The sequence below is a fragment of the Acidovorax sp. GBBC 1281 genome, from assembly GCF_028473645.1.
Taxonomy (GTDB): Bacteria; Pseudomonadota; Gammaproteobacteria; order Burkholderiales; family Burkholderiaceae_C; genus Paracidovorax.
Genome location: NZ_CP097269.1, coordinates 525,358 through 543,387, shown reverse-complemented (window position 1 = coordinate 543,387; position 18,030 = coordinate 525,358). Strand labels below are relative to the sequence as shown.

26 protein-coding genes and 1 tRNA gene are annotated in these 18,030 nt (G+C 61.0%); 5 read left to right on the top strand and 22 right to left on the bottom strand.

Annotation, left to right across the window (positions count from 1 at the left end; genetic code table 11):
* Positions 1 to 20: 20 nt before the first annotated feature.
* From M5C96_RS02565 to M5C96_RS02550, 4 genes are all read left to right on the top strand, one after another.
* The gene (locus tag M5C96_RS02565; protein WP_092744851.1) at positions 21 to 1,064 is read left to right on the top strand and encodes a type IV pilus twitching motility protein PilT; all 1,044 of its coding nucleotides are present in this window, start codon (positions 21 to 23) and stop codon (positions 1,062 to 1,064) included.
* A gap of 77 nt (positions 1,065 to 1,141) precedes the next feature.
* Entirely contained in the window at positions 1,142 to 1,777 is a 636-nt protein-coding gene (locus M5C96_RS02560) for a cyclic nucleotide-binding domain-containing protein (RefSeq protein WP_272566930.1), read from the top strand.
* 33 nt (positions 1,778 to 1,810) lie between these two features.
* Entirely contained in the window at positions 1,811 to 2,947 is a 1,137-nt protein-coding gene (locus tag M5C96_RS02555; RefSeq protein WP_272566929.1) for a PilT/PilU family type 4a pilus ATPase, read from the top strand.
* A 67-nt stretch (positions 2,948 to 3,014) separates the two neighbouring features.
* On the top strand, positions 3,015 to 3,947 hold the full coding sequence (locus M5C96_RS02550; protein WP_272566928.1) for an NAD(P)-dependent oxidoreductase: 933 nt from the start codon (positions 3,015 to 3,017) through the stop codon (positions 3,945 to 3,947).
* Positions 3,948 to 4,049: 102 nt separating this feature from the next.
* On the opposite strand, the gene M5C96_RS02545 is transcribed toward M5C96_RS02550, so the two are convergent.
* From M5C96_RS02545 to M5C96_RS02535, 3 genes are all read right to left on the bottom strand, one after another.
* Positions 4,050 to 4,724, bottom strand: a complete 675-nt coding sequence (locus M5C96_RS02545) for a BON domain-containing protein (protein ID WP_272566926.1) — start codon at positions 4,722 to 4,724, stop codon at positions 4,050 to 4,052.
* 8 nt (positions 4,725 to 4,732) lie between these two features.
* Complete coding sequence (locus M5C96_RS02540; RefSeq protein ID WP_272566925.1) at positions 4,733 to 5,329, bottom strand: SIS domain-containing protein; 597 nt, start codon at positions 5,327 to 5,329, stop codon at positions 4,733 to 4,735.
* A 103-nt stretch (positions 5,330 to 5,432) separates the two neighbouring features.
* Complete coding sequence (locus M5C96_RS02535; protein WP_272566924.1) at positions 5,433 to 5,816, bottom strand: YraN family protein; 384 nt, start codon at positions 5,814 to 5,816, stop codon at positions 5,433 to 5,435.
* Here M5C96_RS02535 and rsmI point away from each other — a divergent pair.
* Entirely contained in the window at positions 5,816 to 6,736 is a 921-nt protein-coding gene (gene rsmI, locus M5C96_RS02530; RefSeq protein WP_272566923.1) for a 16S rRNA (cytidine(1402)-2'-O)-methyltransferase, read from the top strand. The two genes, M5C96_RS02535 and rsmI, sit on opposite strands and share 1 nt — an antisense overlap.
* On the opposite strand, the gene M5C96_RS02525 is transcribed toward rsmI, so the two are convergent.
* From M5C96_RS02525 to rplX, 19 genes are all read right to left on the bottom strand, one after another.
* Positions 6,733 to 7,827, bottom strand: coding sequence for an IS630 family transposase (locus M5C96_RS02525; protein ID WP_272563777.1), 1,095 nt, complete (start codon positions 7,825 to 7,827; stop codon positions 6,733 to 6,735). The two genes, rsmI and M5C96_RS02525, sit on opposite strands and share 4 nt — an antisense overlap.
* Before the next feature lie 144 nt (positions 7,828 to 7,971).
* Positions 7,972 to 9,228: an Hsp70 family protein gene (locus tag M5C96_RS02520; protein WP_272566921.1), complete on the bottom strand. Its 1,257-nt coding sequence runs from the start codon at positions 9,226 to 9,228 to the stop codon at positions 7,972 to 7,974.
* Between the two features lie 259 nt (positions 9,229 to 9,487).
* Positions 9,488 to 9,564 (bottom strand) — tRNA-Met (locus M5C96_RS02515).
* Between the two features lie 25 nt (positions 9,565 to 9,589).
* Entirely contained in the window at positions 9,590 to 9,988 is a 399-nt protein-coding gene (gene rplQ / locus M5C96_RS02510; protein ID WP_272566920.1) for a 50S ribosomal protein L17, read from the bottom strand.
* A gap of 90 nt (positions 9,989 to 10,078) precedes the next feature.
* On the bottom strand, positions 10,079 to 11,071 hold the full coding sequence (locus M5C96_RS02505; RefSeq protein ID WP_272566918.1) for a DNA-directed RNA polymerase subunit alpha: 993 nt from the start codon (positions 11,069 to 11,071) through the stop codon (positions 10,079 to 10,081).
* A gap of 111 nt (positions 11,072 to 11,182) precedes the next feature.
* Complete coding sequence (gene rpsD / locus M5C96_RS02500; protein WP_272566916.1) at positions 11,183 to 11,806, bottom strand: 30S ribosomal protein S4; 624 nt, start codon at positions 11,804 to 11,806, stop codon at positions 11,183 to 11,185.
* An 89-nt stretch (positions 11,807 to 11,895) separates the two neighbouring features.
* Entirely contained in the window at positions 11,896 to 12,300 is a 405-nt protein-coding gene (rpsK, locus tag M5C96_RS02495) for a 30S ribosomal protein S11 (RefSeq protein ID WP_011793799.1), read from the bottom strand.
* Positions 12,301 to 12,318: 18 nt separating this feature from the next.
* Positions 12,319 to 12,684 carry a 30S ribosomal protein S13 gene (gene rpsM, locus M5C96_RS02490; RefSeq protein ID WP_056670935.1) on the bottom strand — a complete coding sequence of 122 codons (366 nt, stop codon included), beginning with the start codon at positions 12,682 to 12,684 and terminating at the stop codon, positions 12,319 to 12,321.
* 22 nt (positions 12,685 to 12,706) lie between these two features.
* On the bottom strand, positions 12,707 to 12,820 hold the full coding sequence (rpmJ, locus tag M5C96_RS02485) for a 50S ribosomal protein L36 (RefSeq protein ID WP_011793797.1): 114 nt from the start codon (positions 12,818 to 12,820) through the stop codon (positions 12,707 to 12,709).
* A 149-nt stretch (positions 12,821 to 12,969) separates the two neighbouring features.
* Positions 12,970 to 14,289, bottom strand: a complete 1,320-nt coding sequence (secY, locus tag M5C96_RS02480) for a preprotein translocase subunit SecY (protein WP_272566915.1) — start codon at positions 14,287 to 14,289, stop codon at positions 12,970 to 12,972.
* A 23-nt stretch (positions 14,290 to 14,312) separates the two neighbouring features.
* Complete coding sequence (rplO, locus tag M5C96_RS02475; RefSeq protein WP_272569571.1) at positions 14,313 to 14,744, bottom strand: 50S ribosomal protein L15; 432 nt, start codon at positions 14,742 to 14,744, stop codon at positions 14,313 to 14,315.
* Positions 14,745 to 14,754: 10 nt separating this feature from the next.
* Complete coding sequence (gene rpmD, locus M5C96_RS02470) at positions 14,755 to 14,937, bottom strand: 50S ribosomal protein L30 (RefSeq protein ID WP_056670941.1); 183 nt, start codon at positions 14,935 to 14,937, stop codon at positions 14,755 to 14,757.
* A 14-nt stretch (positions 14,938 to 14,951) separates the two neighbouring features.
* Positions 14,952 to 15,470 carry a 30S ribosomal protein S5 gene (gene rpsE / locus M5C96_RS02465; RefSeq protein ID WP_272549406.1) on the bottom strand — a complete coding sequence of 173 codons (519 nt, stop codon included), beginning with the start codon at positions 15,468 to 15,470 and terminating at the stop codon, positions 14,952 to 14,954.
* A gap of 17 nt (positions 15,471 to 15,487) precedes the next feature.
* Positions 15,488 to 15,853, bottom strand: a complete 366-nt coding sequence (rplR, locus tag M5C96_RS02460) for a 50S ribosomal protein L18 (protein ID WP_272549407.1) — start codon at positions 15,851 to 15,853, stop codon at positions 15,488 to 15,490.
* Positions 15,854 to 15,864: 11 nt separating this feature from the next.
* Positions 15,865 to 16,398 carry a 50S ribosomal protein L6 gene (gene rplF, locus M5C96_RS02455; protein WP_272566914.1) on the bottom strand — a complete coding sequence of 178 codons (534 nt, stop codon included), beginning with the start codon at positions 16,396 to 16,398 and terminating at the stop codon, positions 15,865 to 15,867.
* 24 nt (positions 16,399 to 16,422) lie between these two features.
* Complete coding sequence (gene rpsH / locus M5C96_RS02450) at positions 16,423 to 16,818, bottom strand: 30S ribosomal protein S8 (RefSeq protein ID WP_005793636.1); 396 nt, start codon at positions 16,816 to 16,818, stop codon at positions 16,423 to 16,425.
* Between the two features lie 20 nt (positions 16,819 to 16,838).
* On the bottom strand, positions 16,839 to 17,144 hold the full coding sequence (rpsN, locus tag M5C96_RS02445) for a 30S ribosomal protein S14 (protein WP_272549410.1): 306 nt from the start codon (positions 17,142 to 17,144) through the stop codon (positions 16,839 to 16,841).
* Positions 17,145 to 17,152: 8 nt separating this feature from the next.
* A complete protein-coding gene (gene rplE / locus M5C96_RS02440) occupies positions 17,153 to 17,692 on the bottom strand; it encodes a 50S ribosomal protein L5 (protein ID WP_272566913.1) in 540 nt (179 codons plus the stop codon).
* A gap of 9 nt (positions 17,693 to 17,701) precedes the next feature.
* The gene (rplX, locus tag M5C96_RS02435) at positions 17,702 to 18,022 is read right to left on the bottom strand and encodes a 50S ribosomal protein L24 (protein WP_272549412.1); all 321 of its coding nucleotides are present in this window, start codon (positions 18,020 to 18,022) and stop codon (positions 17,702 to 17,704) included.
* Positions 18,023 to 18,030: the final 8 nt, after the last annotated feature.

Here is an 18,030-nt window from a genome sequence, read left to right as displayed (position 1 = left end):
CCAAACGACCGAGGGACCCCGTGGACATCACCCAACTGCTGGCATTCAGCGTGAAGAACAAGGCTTCTGACCTGCACTTGTCGGCGGGCCTTCCACCCATGATCCGGGTCCACGGCGACGTGCGGCGCATCAACGTCGATGCGCTCGACCACAAGACCGTCCACGCCATGGTCTACGACATCATGAGCGATGCGCAGCGCAAGGCGTACGAAGAATTCCTGGAAGTGGACTTTTCCTTCGAGATCGAGGGCCTGGCGCGCTTTCGCGTCAACGCCTTCAACCAGAACCGCGGCGCGGCCGCCGTGTTCCGGACCATTCCGAGCAAGATCCTGACGCTGGAGCAGCTCAACGCCCCCAAGATCTTCGGCGAACTGGCCTTGAAGCCCCGCGGCCTGGTGCTGGTGACCGGTCCCACGGGCTCGGGCAAGTCCACCACGCTGGCGGCCATGGTCAACTTCCTGAACGAAAGCGAATACGGCCACATCCTCACGGTGGAGGACCCGATCGAGTTCGTGCACGAATCCAAGAAGTGCCTGATCAACCAGCGCGAGGTCGGGCCGATGACGCTGTCGTTCGCGGCCGCCCTCAAGTCGGCCCTGCGCGAAGACCCGGACGCCATCCTGGTGGGCGAAATGCGCGACCTGGAAACCATCCGCCTGGCCATGACGGCTGCGGAAACGGGCCACTTGGTGTTCGGCACGCTGCACACCTCCAGCGCCGCCAAGACCATCGACCGGATCATCGACGTGTTCCCCGCCGAGGAAAAGGAAATGGTGCGGGCCATGCTGTCCGAGTCGCTGCAGGCCGTCATTTCGCAGACGCTGTGCAAGACCAAGGACGGCCAGGGCCGTGTCGCGGCGCACGAGATCATGCTGGGCACCAGCGCCATCCGCAACCTGATCCGCGAGGCCAAGGTGGCACAGATGTACTCCACCATCCAGACCAGCAGCAGCGCCGGCATGCAGACCCTCGACCAGAACCTGACCGACCTGGTCCGGCGCAACGTCATCAGCCCGGCCGAGGCGCGGGGCAAGGCGAAGATCCCCGACAACTTCCCGGGTTGATGCACACCGCATCCCCTCCCGTCCACCCACCCCAGAGATTCGCGGCCTTTTTCAGGCGGCACACCGGAGCATCCCCTATGAAAGGCATCCTCGGCCTGTTGAAGGCCAAGACCCGCGGCGGCAAAGCGGCGGAAGAAGGCGGCGACTCCGTCTTCTTCACCACCGCCTTCGCCGGACAAGGCGTGGACGACGCCATGCTGGTGCCCTGGGAAGCCCGTGCCGTCGAGGTGGGCGCCAGGCGCATGGCCGCCAGCCGCGGCGGCAAGCTGCTGCAGGCGCTGTGGTCCAAGGACAAATACATGGCGCACCTGGACCGGGACGCCGTCGAGCGCATGGAGCGCTTCTTCGAGTTCGCGGCCGTCGCGCCCAACCGCGATGTGATCCGCCAGGACGAGTACGGCAACTTCATGGTGGTGCTGCTCACCGGCACGATCGCCGTCGATCGGGTGCAACCCTGGGGCGAGCACCTGCGCTTGGCGGAAACCCGTCCCGGCGATATCCTGGGCGAAATGTCGCTGCTGGACAGCGGTATCCGCTTTTCGGCCTGCACCACGCTGACCGACTGCGAGATCGCGGTGCTCAGCGCGGAGGCCATGGACGACATGATGACCAAGGACCCCCAGTTGGCCGCCAGCCTGGTGGCCCTGCTGGCACGCAAGCTCTCGCTGCGCCTTCGCGTCGTGAGCGCCCGCCTGTCCGACAGCCAGAAATGACGCACCGCGCTGCAACCACCCCAGGGAGAGCTGATGGAACGCGATCAGGCCAGTAAATTCATCAACGATCTGCTCAAGCTCATGGTGAGCCGCGGCGGCAGCGACCTGTTCATCACGGCCGAGTTTCCGCCCGCGATCAAGGTGGACGGCAAGGTCACCAAGGTGTCGCCCCAGCCGCTCACGCCCGCCCACACCCTGACGCTGGCGCGCGCCATCATGAGCGACAAGCAGGTGGCGGACTTCGAGCGCACGAAGGAGTGCAACTTCGCCATCTCGCCTGCCGGCATCGGGCGCTTCCGCGTGAATGCGTTCATCCAGCAAAGCCGCGTCGGCATGGTGCTGCGGACCATTCCGCTCACGCTGCCGACCATCGACGGACTGGGCGTGCCGCAGGTGCTCAAGGAAGTCACGATGACCAAGCGGGGCCTGTGCATCCTGGTGGGTGCCACGGGCTCGGGCAAATCGACCACGCTGGCGGCAATGGTTGACTGGCGCAACGAGAACTCGTTCGGCCACATCATCACCGTGGAGGATCCGATCGAGTTCGTGCATCCGCACAAGAACTGCGTGGTCACCCAGCGCGAGGTCGGGCTCGATACAGACAGCTGGGAAGCCGCCCTGAAGAACACGCTACGGCAGGCGCCGGACGTCATCCTGATGGGCGAAATCCGCGACCGCGAAACCATGGAGCATGCGGTCGCCTTCGCCGAAACCGGCCACCTGTGCCTGGCCACGCTGCACGCCAACAGCGCCAACCAGGCGCTGGACCGCATCATCAATTTCTTTCCGGAAGAGCGGCGCGCGCAACTCCTCATGGACCTGTCGCTCAACCTGCGCGGCATGATCTCCCAGCGCCTCATCCCCAAGCAGGATGGCAAGGGCCGGGCCGCCGCGGTCGAGGTGATGCTGAACACCCCTCTGATCGCCGACCTGATCTTCAAGGGCGAAGTCGCCGAGATCAAGGAGATCATGAAGAAGAGCCGGAACCTCGGCATGCAGACCTTCGACCAATCGCTGTTCGACCTGTTCGAGGCCAACGTCATCACCTACGAAGACGCGCTGCGCAATGCCGATTCGCTGAACGACCTGCGCCTGCAGATCAAGCTGGGCAGCCAGCGCGCCAAGACCACCGACCTGGCCTCGGGCACCGAGCACTTCGCCATCGTCTGACGCCAGTCGCCCCACCACCCGCCCTTGCCCGGCGGGTTTTCTTTTTTCTGAAATGGAGCCCTCTCCCATGCCCAGCACGAATCCCCGCAGCTACGATGCCACGCCTTCACGCAAGGTCGCCTTTCTCGGCCTGGGCGTCATGGGCTACCCCATGGCAGGGCACCTCGCCCACGCCGGCCACTCCGTCACCGTGTACAACCGCACCGCCGCGAAATCGGCCGCCTGGTGCGAGGAGTTCGCGGGCAGCGCCGCGCCCCGGCACGCCCCCACGCCGCGCGAAGCGGCCCAGGGGGCGGACATCGTCTTTTGCTGCGTCGGCAACGACGATGATCTGCGTTCCGTCACGCTGGGTGCCGACGGCGCATTCGCCGGCATGCAGCCCGGCGCGGTCTTCGTCGATCACACCACGGCATCGGCCGAGGTCGCTCGCGAGCTGTACGGCGCGGCGCGCACGCTGGGATTGCAGTTCATCGATGCCCCCGTGTCCGGCGGCCAGGCCGGGGCCCAGAACGGACAGCTGACCGTGATGTGCGGCGGCGACGCCGGCACCTTCGACAGCGTGAAGCCCACGGCGCTGGCCTTTTCTCGGGCCTTCACCCGTGTGGGCGACAGCGGTTCGGGCCAGCTGGCCAAGATGGTCAACCAGATCTGCATCGCCGGCATCGTGCAGGGCCTGTCGGAGGCCATCGCCTTCGGCCAGCATGCCGGGCTCGACATGCCACTGGTGCTGGACGTCATCGGCAAAGGGGCCGCGCAGAGCTGGCAGATGGACAACCGCGGCAAGACCATGGTGGAGGGCCGCTTCGACTTCGGCTTCGCCGTGGACTGGATGCGCAAGGACCTCGGCCTGGTCCTCGACGAATCCCGCCGCAACGGCGCACGTGTGCCGGTCACGGCGCTGGTGGACCAGTTCTATGCCGATGTGCAGCAGCACGGCGGCGCCCGTTGGGACACCTCCAGCCTGATCACGCGGCTGGGCCGCCAGAAAACGAACGGGTAAGAGAACCGATCGTTCAGCCTGGCCGCGCGGAGCCACTCGCGGCCGTGGCCAGTGGCCTGGTGCCGGAACCGCTTTGGCCGATTCGCTGGCAGCCGCCGACGCTCAGCGGACCGGCACGTTGGGCGAAGCGTCCGTGGTGACTGGCGCGGGACGCTGCTGCGCGAAGCCACGCTCCAGTTCCTGCTGCGTGATGATCTCAAACACGCGCACGACCTTGCGCACGCCGTTCACGCCCCTGGCGATGTCGGAGGCACGGTCCGCCTCGCGCTGCGTCACGCGTCCCATGAGGTACACCGTCTCGCGCTCGGTGACCACCTTGTAGGCGCTCGCGAACAGGTCCTTGGCATCGACGAAGCTCGCGCGCACCTTGCCGGTGATCAGCGTGTCGTTGGAACGCTGCGTGAGGGAACTGGAGGGCATCACGGCCAGGTCGTTGACGACCGAGCGCACGTTCTCCACGGCCAACGCGGTCTGCTCGAGTTTTTCCTTGTCCTGCGCGGTCGGCACTTCGCCCGTCAGCAGCACTTGCCGGTTGTAGCTGGTCACATTGACATGGACGCGGTCGCCGAAGGTGTCGCGAATGCGGTTGGAGGCACGCAGTTCGATGCCTTCGTCCTCCACCTGCGTGCCCGTCGTGCGCCGGTCCGACGCCATCATGCTGCCCATGACGGCAGCGCCGCCTACCACCAGCGGAGCACATGCCGAGAGGGCCGCCCCCAAGGCGCCCACGGCCAGCAGGGTGCAAGTCAATCGGGTCAATCGGGTCAATCGGGTCATCGGGAAGCTCATAGCGGTATCTCCTGTTCACCAAGTAATTGGGCGTCCACGCCGTCGCACAGGCAGTGCAGGACGAGCGAATGCACCTCCCGCACGCGTGCGGCGCGGTCGTGGGGCACGGCGATCAAGACGTCGGTCTCGCGCAGCATGCCGGCCAGCCGGCCGCCGCTGCGGCCCGAGAGGGCGACGACGGTCATGTCTCTTTCATGGGCGGCGTCGCATGCGGCCAGCAGCGGCAGGTCATTGCCGGACTCCGACAGTGCCAGCAGGACATCGCCCGCGTGCCCGAGCGCGCGCACTTGGCGCGCCAGCGCGTCGATGTCCGGGCCCTCCAGGCCTGCGGGGGTCCAGATCGCGTCGGGCGCCAGTGCCATGGCGGCCAGTTCCGGCCGCTCCCGCTCGAACCCGGCCACGCACAGTGACGCAAACTGCTGCGCCTGCGCCGCGGCCGGGCCGCTGCCGCAGGCAAGCACCTTGCCGCCGCTGGTGACGCAGGCGAGGATGGCCTGCACAGCGGAAGCGATGGGATGGCTCAGGGTCTGCGCGGACTGGTATTTGAGGTCGGCGCTGTCGATGAAATGCTGTTGGATGCGTTGCTCTAGCATGAGACAAAGATGATACCCGGGGGGTCGGCGCCGTTTGGGTCAACCATGGACGGCAGGCGTAAAACACTGCATCCTGTTTGACTCCAACCAAGGGCTCGAAGCGTTACTGCGCCTCGAAGGCGCCACGCAGCCACTGCACGGAACCGCCTTCCACCAGGACCGCATCGAAACGGCATGGCGGCGGTGCAGGCAGGCGCATCAGGTAGCAGCGGGCGGCGAACACGATCCGCTGCTGTTTGGTCCGGCCGATGCTGGCACCCGCGCCGCCAAACGCGCTGCTGGCGCGGCTTCGCACTTCCACGAACACCATCGTGCCATCGCGATCCCGCACGATCAGATCGATCTCGCCACCGCCACGCCCGGGCGTTCGATAATTGCGCTCGACCAGCCGCAGTCCAGCGGCTTGCAGGTGGGCCAACGCGAGGTCTTCGGCAGCATTGCCGACCACGCGCGTGGTGGCCACCGGTTTTTTCCCAAGGAATCCCATTGAGCGCCTCTTTCGCTTCAGCCCTGAACGCCGCACGCGACGCGGCGGCTGCGCAGCATTATCCGCAAGGGGCTCTGTACGTGGTGGCCACGCCCATCGGCAATCTGGCCGACATCACACTGCGGGCACTACACGTGCTGCAACTGGCCGACACCATCGCCTGCGAAGACACCCGCCACACCCAGGCGCTGCTGCGCGCCTACGGCATAGAAAAACCCGGCAGCCAATTGCTGGCGGTGCACCAGCACAACGAGGCAGAGGCATCGCATGCGGTGGTGGAGCGTTTGCGCGCGGGGCAGCGGGTGGCCTACGCCAGTGACGCGGGCACCCCGGGTGTTAGCGATCCGGGGGCGCGGATCGTCGCTGCCGTGCATGCAGCAGGGTTGCGCGCCGTGCCACTGCCAGGGGCGAGCAGCGTGACCTCGGCACTCAGCGCAGCAGGCGCCGTGGCCCAGGGGGCCGAAGGTTTTCTTTTTGCCGGATTTCTTCCGACCAAGAGCGGTGAGCGGGCAACGGCAGTGCAGCAGCTCGCCACGGAAACCCGCTGTGTGGTGCTGCTGGAGGCCCCGCACCGCATCGCCGAACTGACACAGGCCCTTGTCATCCTGGGAGAACGGCGGGTCACGCTCGCCAGGGAGCTGACCAAACAGTTCGAAGAAATTGCCACCCAGCCCGCCCATGCCCTGCCCGCCTGGCTGGCCGGCGGACCACAACGCTCGCGGGGCGAGTTCGTGGTGCTGTTGCATCCGGTGCAGGCAGCGCAGGACGATGGCGACAGCCTGCGCGTGCTGAAGTTGTTGATGCAGGAACTCCCGCTCAAAACCGCCGTCCGCCTGGCGGCCGAGATCACAGGGGCATCGCGCAATGCCCTGTACCAATCGGCTTTGGCGCTCAAGCAGGAAGGTGGAGCACAGGCCTAGTGTCCTGTCCCGTTAATTCGCCCGCATAGTCTGGCGAGTTTTTCGAGGATGGAGTCTGCTGTAGCTGTCCAAGTAAACGGCTGGCAGGACTGGTTGTAATTCGCGATGAATGTGTCGATCTTGTTGATCAGATCCTTCACGCTGGTGAACGAGCCACGGCGGATTGCCCGCGTGGTGATGATCGAGAAGAAGCGCTCGACCTGATTGAGCCAGCTTGAATAGGTCGGAACGAAGTGCATGTGCCAGCGAGGCCGCTCGGCCAACCAAGCGCGCACCTTTGGATGCTTGTGGCTGGCGTAGTTATCAGCTATGCAGTGCACATCCAGTTCGTCGGGCACTGCCTTGTCGATGGCGCGCAGGAAGGCAAGGAACTCTTGATGACGATGCCGGGGCCGGCACTGCGCGATCACTTGGCCATTCATCACGTTCAGGGCCGCGAACAAGGTGGTGGTGCCGTGGCGCACGTAGTCGTGCGTGACACCTTCGACATAGCCAAACCCCATTGGCAGCATCGGCTGCGTACGCTCCAAAGCTTGGCATTGGCTCTTCTCGTCCACGCACAGCACCAGCGCGTTGTCAGGTGGGTTCAGGTACAGCCCCACAACGTCGCGCAGCTTCTCGATGAACAGCGGATCGGTCGACAGCTTGAAGCTGTCGGCCCGGTGCGGCTTGAGGTTGAAGGTCTGCAGATAGCGCGCCACCGTGCTCTTGCTGATGCCCGTATCGGCGGCCAGCGTGCGGGTGCTCCAGTGGGTACCCCCATCAGCAGGCTTGGTGTGCAACGTCTTGGTAATCAACTCAGCAACACGCTCGTCATCTACCGTGCGGGGGCGACCCGGGCGCAACTCGTCGTAAAGCCCTGCAATGCGATGGCGCGCATAGCGCCCGCGCCACTTGGTGACAGTGCTACGACTGATCCCCAGAGCCTGCGCAACCGCGGTGCTGGCTTTATCTGTGCCTTCGCAAGTCAGCACGATGCGCGCCCTGAGCGACAACGCCGCTGGCAGCGAACGTGATCGCGCCATGGACGTCAGTTCCGCGCGCTCCACTTCACTAAGCGCAATTTCTGTTCGGGTCGTTGCATTGGGCATGGCGGCACCTCAAGGATGGCCCGAAACCATGCAGCTATCGTGCCTGCGAATTAACGGGACAGGACACTAGCGGACTTGGCACATGCCAAGCGATGCAATGCAGCCACTGGCGATGGTGAACGCATCCCCCTGCAGGTACGGCCGTTAGCCGACCGTGTACGCCAGTCCGGACGCCACGCCGCCGAACAGGTCGCCTTCCATCTGAGTCACGTGTGGGAAGGCCTTCTTCAACGCGGTACGCAGTGGACGTAATGCAGAAGAGCCGCCCGTGAGATAAATGGCATCGATGCCATTGGCGTCCAGTCCGGCCTTGCGCAGGCATTCCTGGGCGCAATCCACGATCTGCTGCAAAGGCCCGTCCAGTTGCGCCTCCAGAACATCGGGTGAAATGAAGGATTGCAGATCGGATTCGAGCCAGTCCAGCACGATTAGTTCTTCCGCGCTGTTTTGCGACACCGCGATCTTGGCCTGCTCCACCGCATTGGCCAAACGGTGCCCCCATCGCTCGTTGAGCACCTCCATCAATCGGTCGTGCAGGCGAAGGTCTGCATAGTCGGTCCGAAGGGCTTGCGCTTCCCTCAGGGCTTTGGCGCTGTACAGCCACTGGATCAGGTGCCACGTCGATAGATCGAAGAACACGCGGCTGGGGACCTCCCGACCACTGGGTCCGATGTGGCGCAAACCGAGCAGCGGCATGACCTGAGCCCGGCTTAACCGCTGGTCGAAATCGGTCCCACCCAAGTGCACCCCGGAAGTGGCCAGCACGTCGGAACTGCGATCGGCCAGCAGAGCACGTTCGGGGCCGAGGCGCACGACGGTGAAATCCGAGGTCCCCCCGCCAATGTCCACTACCAGCACCAACGATTCCTGTGTGATCCGCTGTTCATGGTCCAGCGCCGCCGCGATGGGCTCCAGTTGGAAGGAGACATTGGTGAACCCGGCATCCAAGGCCGCCTGCCGCAAGGCGTCTTCCGCTTGCGCATCGCGCGCTTCATCGCCATCCACGAAGTGGACAGGCCTCCCCATGACAACGCGGTCCGGCATCGCGCCCAGCGCTTGCCGGGCCTGCCCCGCCAACGTGCGCAGAAACAGCGCGATGATGTCCTGATAACTCACCATGTTCTGGTGCACCGCCGTCTTGTCCTGCAGCAGCGCGCTGCCCAGAAGGCTTTTCAGCGACCGCATGAGCCGCCCTTCGGTGCCTGCGAGGTAATGCGCCACAGCATCGCGCCCGATGTGTGTTCGATGGTCTTCCATGTTGAAGAACAGGGCGGTCGGCAATGTGGTTGCGGACCCTTCCAACGGCAGCAATGTGGCCACGCCCCGACCCCGTCTCAGCGCCATGGCGGAATTGGAGGTGCCGAAATCAATGCCAAGCGTGGTTTCTTCTGAGGATGTCATCGTGAACAAGGAGAGATGGGCATCGACCCCTGGATGGATAAGACGGCATCAGAGCATCGAGAAGCTGTTGGCAAACACACCTTCTTAGTGTTGCAGCGCGCCATTACGAAGCCTCTGGATCCACGAAAGATGCAGCGCTTCACCCGCTTGACTGGAGGCTAGCTAAAGCTCGTTATCAGTATTTATCCAGTGAGTTAAACGACAAAAAACAAAAAAGCCCACTGATTAGTGGGCTTTTTTGAGAGCGTTTCCGCTTTATTGGTTGCGCGAGGAGGATTTGAACCTCCGACCTTTGGGTTATGAGCCCAACGAGCTACCAGACTGCTCCATCGCGCGGCAAGAAATAAATTATAACCTACTTTTATGCTTCTGCGGAAGAATTTGCGGTTTCTGCAGATTCTTCTGCACGATCAACCAGTTCGACATACGCCATAGGTGCATTGTCACCCACGCGGAAACCCATCTTCAGGATGCGCGTGTAGCCGCCTGGACGTGCCTTGAACCGGGGGCCGAGCACGTTGAACAGCTTGGTCACGCTGTCACGATCACGCAGGCGATCGAATGCCAAGCGGCGATTGGCCAAGGTGTCTTCCTTTGCCAAAGTGATCATGGGTTCCACCACACGGCGCAGTTCCTTGGCCTTGGGCAGCGTGGTCTTGATGGCCTCGTGCTCGATGAGCGAGTTCATCATGTTCTGCAGCATCGCGAGTCGGTGCGAGCTGGTGCGATTGAGTTTACGAAGGCCGTGTCCGTGGCGCATGGTGCTTTCCTTATGAGTAATTAAATCGGGCAGCCGTATCAGGTACTGCCCAAGGCACTGGCTCCCATCGAGGGAGCCCAAAATTATAACTTAACGCTTGTCGAGGCCTGCAGGTGGCCAGTTCTCCAGCTTCATTCCCAAAGTCAAACCACGGGAAGCCAAGACTTCCTTGATTTCATTGAGCGACTTACGGCCCAGATTAGGCGTCTTCAGCAACTCGTTCTCGGTGCGCTGGATCAGGTCACCGATGTAGTAGATGTTCTCGGCCTTCAAACAGTTGGCGGAGCGCACTGTCAATTCCAGCTCGTCCACAGGGCGCAGCAAGATCGGATCGAACGTTGCACTGCCGCGAGGACCTGCTGGCGCATCGAATGCGGCCAATTCGCCGCCCTCGAGCTGCGCAAACACAGCCAGTTGTTCCACCAAAATCTTGGCGGATGCACGTACGGCATCTTCCGCCGTGATGGCGCCATTGGTTTCGATTTCGACAACCAGCTTGTCCAGATCGGTGCGCTGCTCAACGCGGGCGCTTTCAACGGTGTAGCTCACGCGCTTGACCGGGGAAAAAGATGCATCCAGCACAATGCGGCCGATCGACTTCGTCGATTCGTCGGCATAACGACGCAGATTGCCTGGCACATAGCCACGGCCTTTTTCTATCTTGATCTGCATGTCCAGCTTGCCGCCCTGCGACAGATGGGCAATGACGTGATCCGGGTTGACGATTTCAACGTCATGAGGCGTCTGGATATCCCGCGCAGTGACCACACCCTCACCGTCCTTGCGAAGGCTCAGCGTGACTTCATCGCGGTTGTGGAGCTTGAACACCACGCCCTTGAGATTCAACAAGATGTTGACAACATCTTCCTGCACACCATCGATGGATGAATACTCGTGCAAGACACCTGCGATCGTAACTTCCGTTGCTGCGTAACCCACCATGGACGAGAGCAGAACACGGCGAATGGCATTGCCCAGAGTGTGGCCATAGCCGCGCTCAAAGGGCTCCAACGCGACCTTGGCACGATTGTGGCCAAGCTGCTCGACATTGATCGCCTTGGGTTTCAGCAAATTGGTTTGCATTCAGACTTCCTCTCAATACCCCCAGCTCGTTACACCGGTAAGGCTGGTGAAGCGCCTACACCGCGATGCCTCGCGGTATAGGAACAATTTTCTCGAATGTGCGCTAAATGCTTAGCGCGAATAGAGTTCAACGATCAGGGATTCGTTGATGTCAGCGCCGAATTCGTCACGATCCGGGACCTTCTTGAAGATACCTTCGGCCTTGTCGGCATTCACTTCCACCCAAGCCGGCATACCCACTTGCTGAGCCAGCTGCAAGGCTTCGACCACGCGACCTTGCTTTTTGGACTTTTCGCGCACAGCCACCACATCGCCCGTCTTGACGAGGTACGAGGCGATGTTGACGGACTGACCGTTCACCGTGATGGCCTTGTGCGAAACCAGCTGGCGTGCTTCTGCGCGCGTGGAACCGAAGCCCATGCGATACACCACGTTGTCCAGGCGGGATTCCAGCAGGAACAGCAGGTTGGCACCGGTGTTGCCCTTGCGGCGATCAGCGGCTTCGAAATAGCGGCGGAATTGCTTTTCCAGCACGCCATACATGCGCTTGACCTTCTGCTTTTCGCGCAGTTGCAGACCATAGTCGGACGTGCGAGCACCGGAGGTGCGGCCGTGCTGACCTGGCTTGGAGTCGAACTTGGCCTTGTCAGCGATAGAGCGGCGAGCGCTCTTCAGGAACAGGTCAGTGCCTTCACGGCGGGAGAGTTTGGCCTTGGGGCCGAGGTAACGTGCCACTTGAGCTTCCTTGGATTGTCATCTTCCGCAACATCATTGCGGGAGCCACCTGCTGCTAAAGCAATCAGGTGGCGGTGGGCTTATAAAAATTAGATGCGACGGCGCTTTTGCGGACGGCAACCGTTATGGGGAACCGGCGTCACGTCAGAGATCGACGTGATACGGATACCCAGGGCGCCCAGCGCGCGCACCGACGATTCACGACCAGGACCTGGGCCCTTGATCTCGACATCAAGATTCTTGATGCCTTGCTCAATGGCAGCACGACCCGCGACTTCGGATGCAACCTGTGCAGCGAACGGCGTGGACTTGCGCGAACCCTTGAAACCTTGACCACCCGACGACGCCCAGGACAAGGCATTGCCTTGGCGATCGGTGATCGTGATGATGGTGTTGTTGAACGAAGCATGCACGTGCGCGATACCGTCCGAAACGTTCTTGCGAACCTTCTTGCGAACGCGCTGTGCAGCGTTATTGGCGGGAGACTTTGCCATGTTGATCTTTCAATCTTTTTACTTCTTCAGCGCCGCAGCACCCTTGCGCGGCCCCTTGCGGGTACGAGCATTCGTGCGCGTACGCTGACCACGCATGGGCAGACCGCGACGATGGCGGAAGCCGCGGTAGCAGCCAATGTCCATCAAGCGCTTGATGTTCATCGTGGTTTCGCGACGCAGATCACCTTCGATGGTGAACTGCGCGATCTGATCGCGAATCTTTTCGAGATCGCCGTCCGTCAGATCCTTGATCTTCTTGGAATAAGCGATGTCACAGGCTTCGCAGATCTTGCGAGCGCGGGTGCGACCGATGCCAAAAATGGCGGTCAAGCCGATTTCAGCATGCTGATGCGGCGGAATATTAATGCCAGCGATACGTGCCATATGCGTCCTCTAATACTTTCAATCAACCTTGGCGCTGCTTATGGCGCATGTCCGTGCAGATCACGCGCACCACACCTTTGCGGCGGATGATCTTGCAGTTGCGGCAGATTTTCTTGACCGAAGCCGAAACTCTCATTTCATTCTCCTAAAACTCGTCTTTTCGTCCCGGCCCACTGCGCGGAACACAATTTGCGCCCGCGATGACTCGGAGGCATCAATAAACCGTATCCACCAAGGCCAACCCGCCACTATAGCGCATTTGCCAAGATTCCACTTGTGACTGACTCAGGTGCCAGGCGTTGCTTTGAAGTTGGCCTTCTTGAGCAACGACTCGTACTGCTGCGACATCATGTAGTTCTGCACCTGGGCCATGAAGTCCATGGTGACCACCACAATGATCAGTAAAGAGGTGCCACCAAAATAGAACGGCACGTTGTACTTCAAGATCATGAACTCGGGGAGCAAGCACACAAAGGTGATGTACACCGCCCCAGCCAGCGTCAAGCGAACCAGGATCTTGTCGATGTAGCGAGCCGTCTGTTCTCCAGGGCGAATCCCAGGAATGAAGGCGCCACTCTTCTTCAAGTTGTCTGCAGTCTCTCGGCTGTTGAACACCAATGCGGTGTAGAAGAAGCAGAAGAACACAATGGCCGCTGCGTAGAACATCACATAGATCGGCTGACCTGGGGTCAGTGCTCCAGAAATGTCACGCAACCAACGCATCGACTCACCCGCGCTGAACCAGTTCACCACTGTAGCCGGCAACAAAATGATCGACGAAGCAAAGATCGGCGGAATCACCCCAGCCATGTTGAGCTTCAAAGGCAGATGCGACGATTGCCCGCCATACACCTTGTTGCCCACCTGGCGCCTCGCATAATTCACGAGAATCTTTCGCTGACCTCTTTCGACAAACACGACGAAATAGGTCACCGCCGCCACGATCAGCACGATGAAAATCGCAGCCAGGATGCTCATCGCACCTGTACGCACCAGCTCCAGCAATCCACCGATAGAACTCGGCAGCCCTGCAGCGATACCTGCGAAGATCAGGATCGAAATCCCGTTGCCCAAGCCACGCTCTGTGATCTGCTCACCCAACCACATCAGGAACATCGTGCCAGCCGTCAAGCTCACCACGGCAGTCATGCGAAACCCGAACCCGGGACTCAGCACCAACCCTGCGGAACTCTCCAGAGCCACAGCGATGCCCAGCGACTGGAATATGGCCAAACCCAGCGTTCCATAACGCGTGTATTGCGTGATCTTGCGCCGCCCTGCTTCGCCTTCCTTCTTCAGCTGCTCGAACGTCGGAACGACGTAGGTCATCAGCTGCATGATGATCGACGCCGAGATATACGGCATGATCCCCAGAGCGAAAACCGTGAAGCGCGACAGCGCTCCACCCGAGAACATGTTGAACAGGTTCAGAATGCCACCCTGCTGGCCACTGAACAGCTGTTGCAGCTGCGCCGGATCAATGCCCGGCACGGGAATGTGCGCTCCGATGCGGTACACGACCAACGCCAGCAGCAGAAAAACCAGCCGGCGACGCAAATCGCCGAACTTACCGGTTTTCGCAATTTGAGCTGCGTTAGTAGCCACGGATGCGTTCCTTCAGAACGTATTCAAGCCAGGCTGCCGCCGGCAGCTTCGATGGCCGCTTTCGCGCCCGCCGTTGCACCGATGCCGGTCAACTTGACCGACTTGCTCAGTTCGCCACTCTTGATGACCTTCACCACCTTGATCAGCTGGCCCACCAAACCGGCGCTCTTGAGCGCCAGCAGGTCGACTTCAGCAAGACCCAGTTGGTCCAGCGCCGTCAGGGTCACTTCTGCATTGAACTTCAGCAGATGGGACTTGAAGCCGCGCTTGGGCAAGCGACGCTGCAGAGGCATTTGACCGCCTTCGAAGCCCACCTTGTGGTAACCGCCAGAACGCGATTTTTGACCCTTGTGACCGCGACCCGCGGTCTTGCCCAGACCAGAACCGATACCGCGACCAACGCGGCGCTTGGCATGCTTGGCTCCGTCTGCAGGCTTGATGCTATTGAGTTCCATCATCAACCTCTCAGAGGACTTTGACCAGATAACTGATCTTGTTAATCATGCCGCGCACTTCAGGGCTGTCCTGCAGTTCGCTGATGCTGTTCAGCTTGCGCAGGCCCAGGCCGCGTACGGTGGCACGGTGCGATTCCTTGGTGCCGATCGGGCTGCGCACCAGTTGAATCTTGACGGTTTGTTGCGTAGTCATTTGCTCAACTCCGTTCAGGCGAAGATGTCTTCGACCGACTTGCCGCGCTTGGCAGCCACTTCCGAGGGGGTCGTGGAATGCACCAGCGCATCGAACGTTGCGCGGACCATGTTGTAGGGGTTCGACGAACCGTGGCTCTTGGCCACGATGTCGGTGATGCCCAACACTTCAAACACAGCACGCATCGGGCCGCCCGCAATGATGCCCGTACCCTTAGGGGCGGGAGCCATCATCACGTGTGCAGCACCATGGTGGCCCGTCACTTGATGGTGGATGGTGCCGTTCTTGAGCGACACCTTCACCAGATTGCGGCGAGCTTCTTCCATTGCCTTTTGCACGGCTGCAGGCACTTCTTTCGACTTGCCCTTACCCATGCCGACGCGGCCATCACCGTCGCCGACCACAGTCAGTGCGGCGAAACCGAGAATACGGCCACCCTTCACGACTTTGGTCACGCGGTTCACCGCGATCATTTTTTCGCGCAGACCGTCGTCCTGACCTTCGCTCTGCACTTTGGGTTGAAATTTAGCCATTTTGTATTTCGCTCCGCTTAGAACTGCAGGCCAGCTTCACGTGCAGCGTCGGCCAAAGCCTTGACGCGGCCGTGATAGGCAAAACCTGCACGATCGAATGCAACCTTCTCGATGCCGGCCGCCTTCGCCTTTTCAGCGATGCGCTTGCCGATGATCTGGGCAGCGGTGGCATTGCCACCCTTGCCAGAGCCACCGAGGGACTTGCGCACATCGGCTTCTGCCGTCGATGCACTGGCCAGGACCTTGCTGCCGTCGCCGGAGATAACACTGGCGTAGATGTGAAGGTTCGTGCGGTTCACCGTCAAACGCGCCACGCCTTGCTGCGCAATGCGAATGCGGGTCTGGCGCGAACGACGAAGACGCTGCTCTTTCTTGGTCAACATGTTGCAGCTCCTTATTTCTTCTTGGTCTCTTTGATCGTGACTTTTTCGTCCGAATAACGGATGCCTTTGCCCTTGTAGGGCTCGGGCGGACGAACGGCACGGATCTCAGCGGCCAATTGGCCGACGCGCTGGCGGTCGGCACCCTTGATCACGATTTCGGTCGGGGTCGGAGTCGCAACCGTGATGCCAGCAGGCATTTCGAAGTTCACGGGGTGCGAGTAACCCACGCTCAGATTCAGCTTGGCACCTGCAGCCTGGGCCTTGTAGCCCACGCCGATCAGGTTCAGCTTCTTTTCGAAGCCCTTGCTGACACCCACCACCATGTTGTTCACCAACTGGCGGATCGTGCCACTCATGGCATTCGCTTCACGGGACTCGTTGACAGGCTCGAAGCTGAGCTTGCCGTCCTTGATGGAGACCTTCACAAGCGCGCTCTGGGTCAGCGACAGCGTGCCGCCAGTACCCTTCACATTGATCTGGTCGTCCTTGATGGACACATCCACACCTGCGGGGATGGTCACCGGCATTTTTCCTACGCGGGACATTTCAGTTACTCCTCAATGCCACGTTTAAGCGACGTAGCAAAGCACTTCGCCGCCGACACCGGTAGCGCGCGCTTTGCGATCGGTCATCACGCCCTTGGGCGTCGTGACAATCGCCACACCCAGACCGTTCATGACTTGCGGGATGGAATCACGGCCTTTGTACACACGCAGGCCAGGACGGCTCACGCGCTCGATACGCTCGATCACCGGACGACCGGCGTAGTACTTCAGGGCGATTTCAAGTTCGGACTTGCCGGCTTCGGTCTTGACCTGGAAGCCGTCGATATAACCCTCGTCCTTCAGCACTTGTGCGATGGCGATCTTCACTTTGGAAGACGGCACCAGCACGGTTGCCTTGGACACCATTTGCGCGTTGCGAATGCGGGTCAGCAAGTCAGCGATGGGATCACTCATGCTCATGTTGTATCTCTCCTGCCCGCTTACCAGCTGGCCTTGGTGACACCAGGGATGTCGCCGGCAAAAGCCAGTTCACGGATCTTTGCGCGAGCCAGACCGAATTGGCGGAACGTGCCACGTGGGCGACCGGTGATTTCGCAACGGTTGCGCTGACGCGTGGGGTTGGCGTTGCGTGGGAGCTTTTGCAGGCCCAGACGGGCTGCTTCACGCTCTTCATCGCTGCGCTTCATGTCGCTGGCAACTGCCTTCAATTCCGCATACTTTGCTGCGTACTTGGCGGCCAATTTTTCGCGCTTCAGTTCGCGCTGGATCAAAGCTACTTTAGCCATACGCTGCCTCAGTTCTTGAACGGGAAACGGAAACCAGCGAGAAGCGCCTTCGCTTCTTCATCGCTACGTGCCGTCGTGGTGATGCTGATGTTGAGACCGCGCAAGGCATCCACCTTGTCGTACTCGATTTCAGGGAAAATGATCTGTTCCTTGACACCGATGTTGTAGTTGCCACGGCCATCGAAAGCCCGGCCAGAGATACCGCGGAAGTCACGGACGCGAGGCAGAGCCACGGTCACGAAACGATCCAGGAATTCGTACATCTGAACGCCACGCAGGGTGACCATGCAGCCGATGGCCTGGCCTTCGCGGATCTTGAAACCGGCGATGGCCTTCTTGGCCTTGGTCACCACGGGCTTCTGGCCAGCGATCTTGGTCAGATCGGCGACGGCGTTGTCCATCACCTTCTTGTCCGACACGGCTTCGCTCACACCCATGTTCAGGGTGATCTTCGTCAGCCGAGGGACTTGCATCGGAGAGGTGTAACCGAACTGCTTGGCGAGTTCGGGGGCGATTTTTTCGCGGTAGTGTTGTTGCAGTCGTGCCATGTTGACTCCTTAGGCCGCCTTGATTTCAGCGCCGCTGGACTTGAACACGCGAACGCGCGCACCATCAGCCTGCACCTTGATACCTACACGATCAGCCTTGCCGGTAGCCGCATTGAAAATGGCCACGTTGGACTGATGGATCGGCATGGCCTTTTCCACGATGCCGCCGGTCGTACCCTTCATGGGGTTCGGCTTGACATGCTTCTTGACCAGGTTGATACCGTCGATGACCAGATAGGAGTCATCCTTGCGCAGCGACACCGTGCCGCGCTTACCCTTGTCGCGCCCGGTGAGCACAACGATTTCGTCGCCCTTGCGAATCTTGTTCATGGCGCGTC

Excerpts from the sequence above, each read along its gene's own strand:
- rplX (WP_272549412.1), bottom strand. The coding sequence starts at position 18,022 with ATGAACAAGATTCGCAAGGGCGACGAAATCGTTGTGCTCACCGGGCGC.
- M5C96_RS02545 (WP_272566926.1), bottom strand. The coding sequence starts at position 4,724 with ATGACCCGATTGACCCGATTGACCCGATTGACTTGCACCCTGCTGGCC.
- rplE (WP_272566913.1), bottom strand. The coding sequence starts at position 17,692 with ATGGCACGACTGCAACAACACTACCGCGAAAAAATCGCCCCCGAACTC.
- rpsH (WP_005793636.1), bottom strand. The coding sequence starts at position 16,818 with ATGAGCATGAGTGATCCCATCGCTGACTTGCTGACCCGCATTCGCAAC.
- rpmJ (WP_011793797.1), bottom strand. The coding sequence starts at position 12,820 with ATGAGAGTTTCGGCTTCGGTCAAGAAAATCTGCCGCAACTGCAAGATC.
- rpmD (WP_056670941.1), bottom strand. The coding sequence starts at position 14,937 with ATGACTACGCAACAAACCGTCAAGATTCAACTGGTGCGCAGCCCGATC.
- M5C96_RS02520 (WP_272566921.1), bottom strand. The coding sequence starts at position 9,228 with ATGACATCCTCAGAAGAAACCACGCTTGGCATTGATTTCGGCACCTCC.
- M5C96_RS02555 (WP_272566929.1), top strand. The coding sequence starts at position 1,811 with ATGGAACGCGATCAGGCCAGTAAATTCATCAACGATCTGCTCAAGCTC.
- rplF (WP_272566914.1), bottom strand. The coding sequence starts at position 16,398 with ATGTCCCGCGTAGGAAAAATGCCGGTGACCATCCCCGCAGGTGTGGAT.
- rpsN (WP_272549410.1), bottom strand. The coding sequence starts at position 17,144 with ATGGCTAAAGTAGCTTTGATCCAGCGCGAACTGAAGCGCGAAAAATTG.
- M5C96_RS02535 (WP_272566924.1), bottom strand. The coding sequence starts at position 5,816 with ATGGGATTCCTTGGGAAAAAACCGGTGGCCACCACGCGCGTGGTCGGC.
- rpsE (WP_272549406.1), bottom strand. The coding sequence starts at position 15,470 with ATGGCTAAATTTCAACCCAAAGTGCAGAGCGAAGGTCAGGACGACGGT.
- M5C96_RS02550 (WP_272566928.1), top strand. The coding sequence starts at position 3,015 with ATGCCCAGCACGAATCCCCGCAGCTACGATGCCACGCCTTCACGCAAG.
- M5C96_RS02540 (WP_272566925.1), bottom strand. The coding sequence starts at position 5,329 with ATGCTAGAGCAACGCATCCAACAGCATTTCATCGACAGCGCCGACCTC.
- rpsM (WP_056670935.1), bottom strand. The coding sequence starts at position 12,684 with ATGGCACGTATCGCTGGCATTAATATTCCGCCGCATCAGCATGCTGAA.
- rplO (WP_272569571.1), bottom strand. The coding sequence starts at position 14,744 with ATGGAACTCAATAGCATCAAGCCTGCAGACGGAGCCAAGCATGCCAAG.
- rpsK (WP_011793799.1), bottom strand. The coding sequence starts at position 12,300 with ATGGCAAAGTCTCCCGCCAATAACGCTGCACAGCGCGTTCGCAAGAAG.
- M5C96_RS02560 (WP_272566930.1), top strand. The coding sequence starts at position 1,142 with ATGAAAGGCATCCTCGGCCTGTTGAAGGCCAAGACCCGCGGCGGCAAA.
- rplR (WP_272549407.1), bottom strand. The coding sequence starts at position 15,853 with ATGTTGACCAAGAAAGAGCAGCGTCTTCGTCGTTCGCGCCAGACCCGC.
- M5C96_RS02505 (WP_272566918.1), bottom strand. The coding sequence starts at position 11,071 with ATGCAAACCAATTTGCTGAAACCCAAGGCGATCAATGTCGAGCAGCTT.
- rplQ (WP_272566920.1), bottom strand. The coding sequence starts at position 9,988 with ATGCGCCACGGACACGGCCTTCGTAAACTCAATCGCACCAGCTCGCAC.
- M5C96_RS02525 (WP_272563777.1), bottom strand. The coding sequence starts at position 7,827 with ATGCCCAATGCAACGACCCGAACAGAAATTGCGCTTAGTGAAGTGGAG.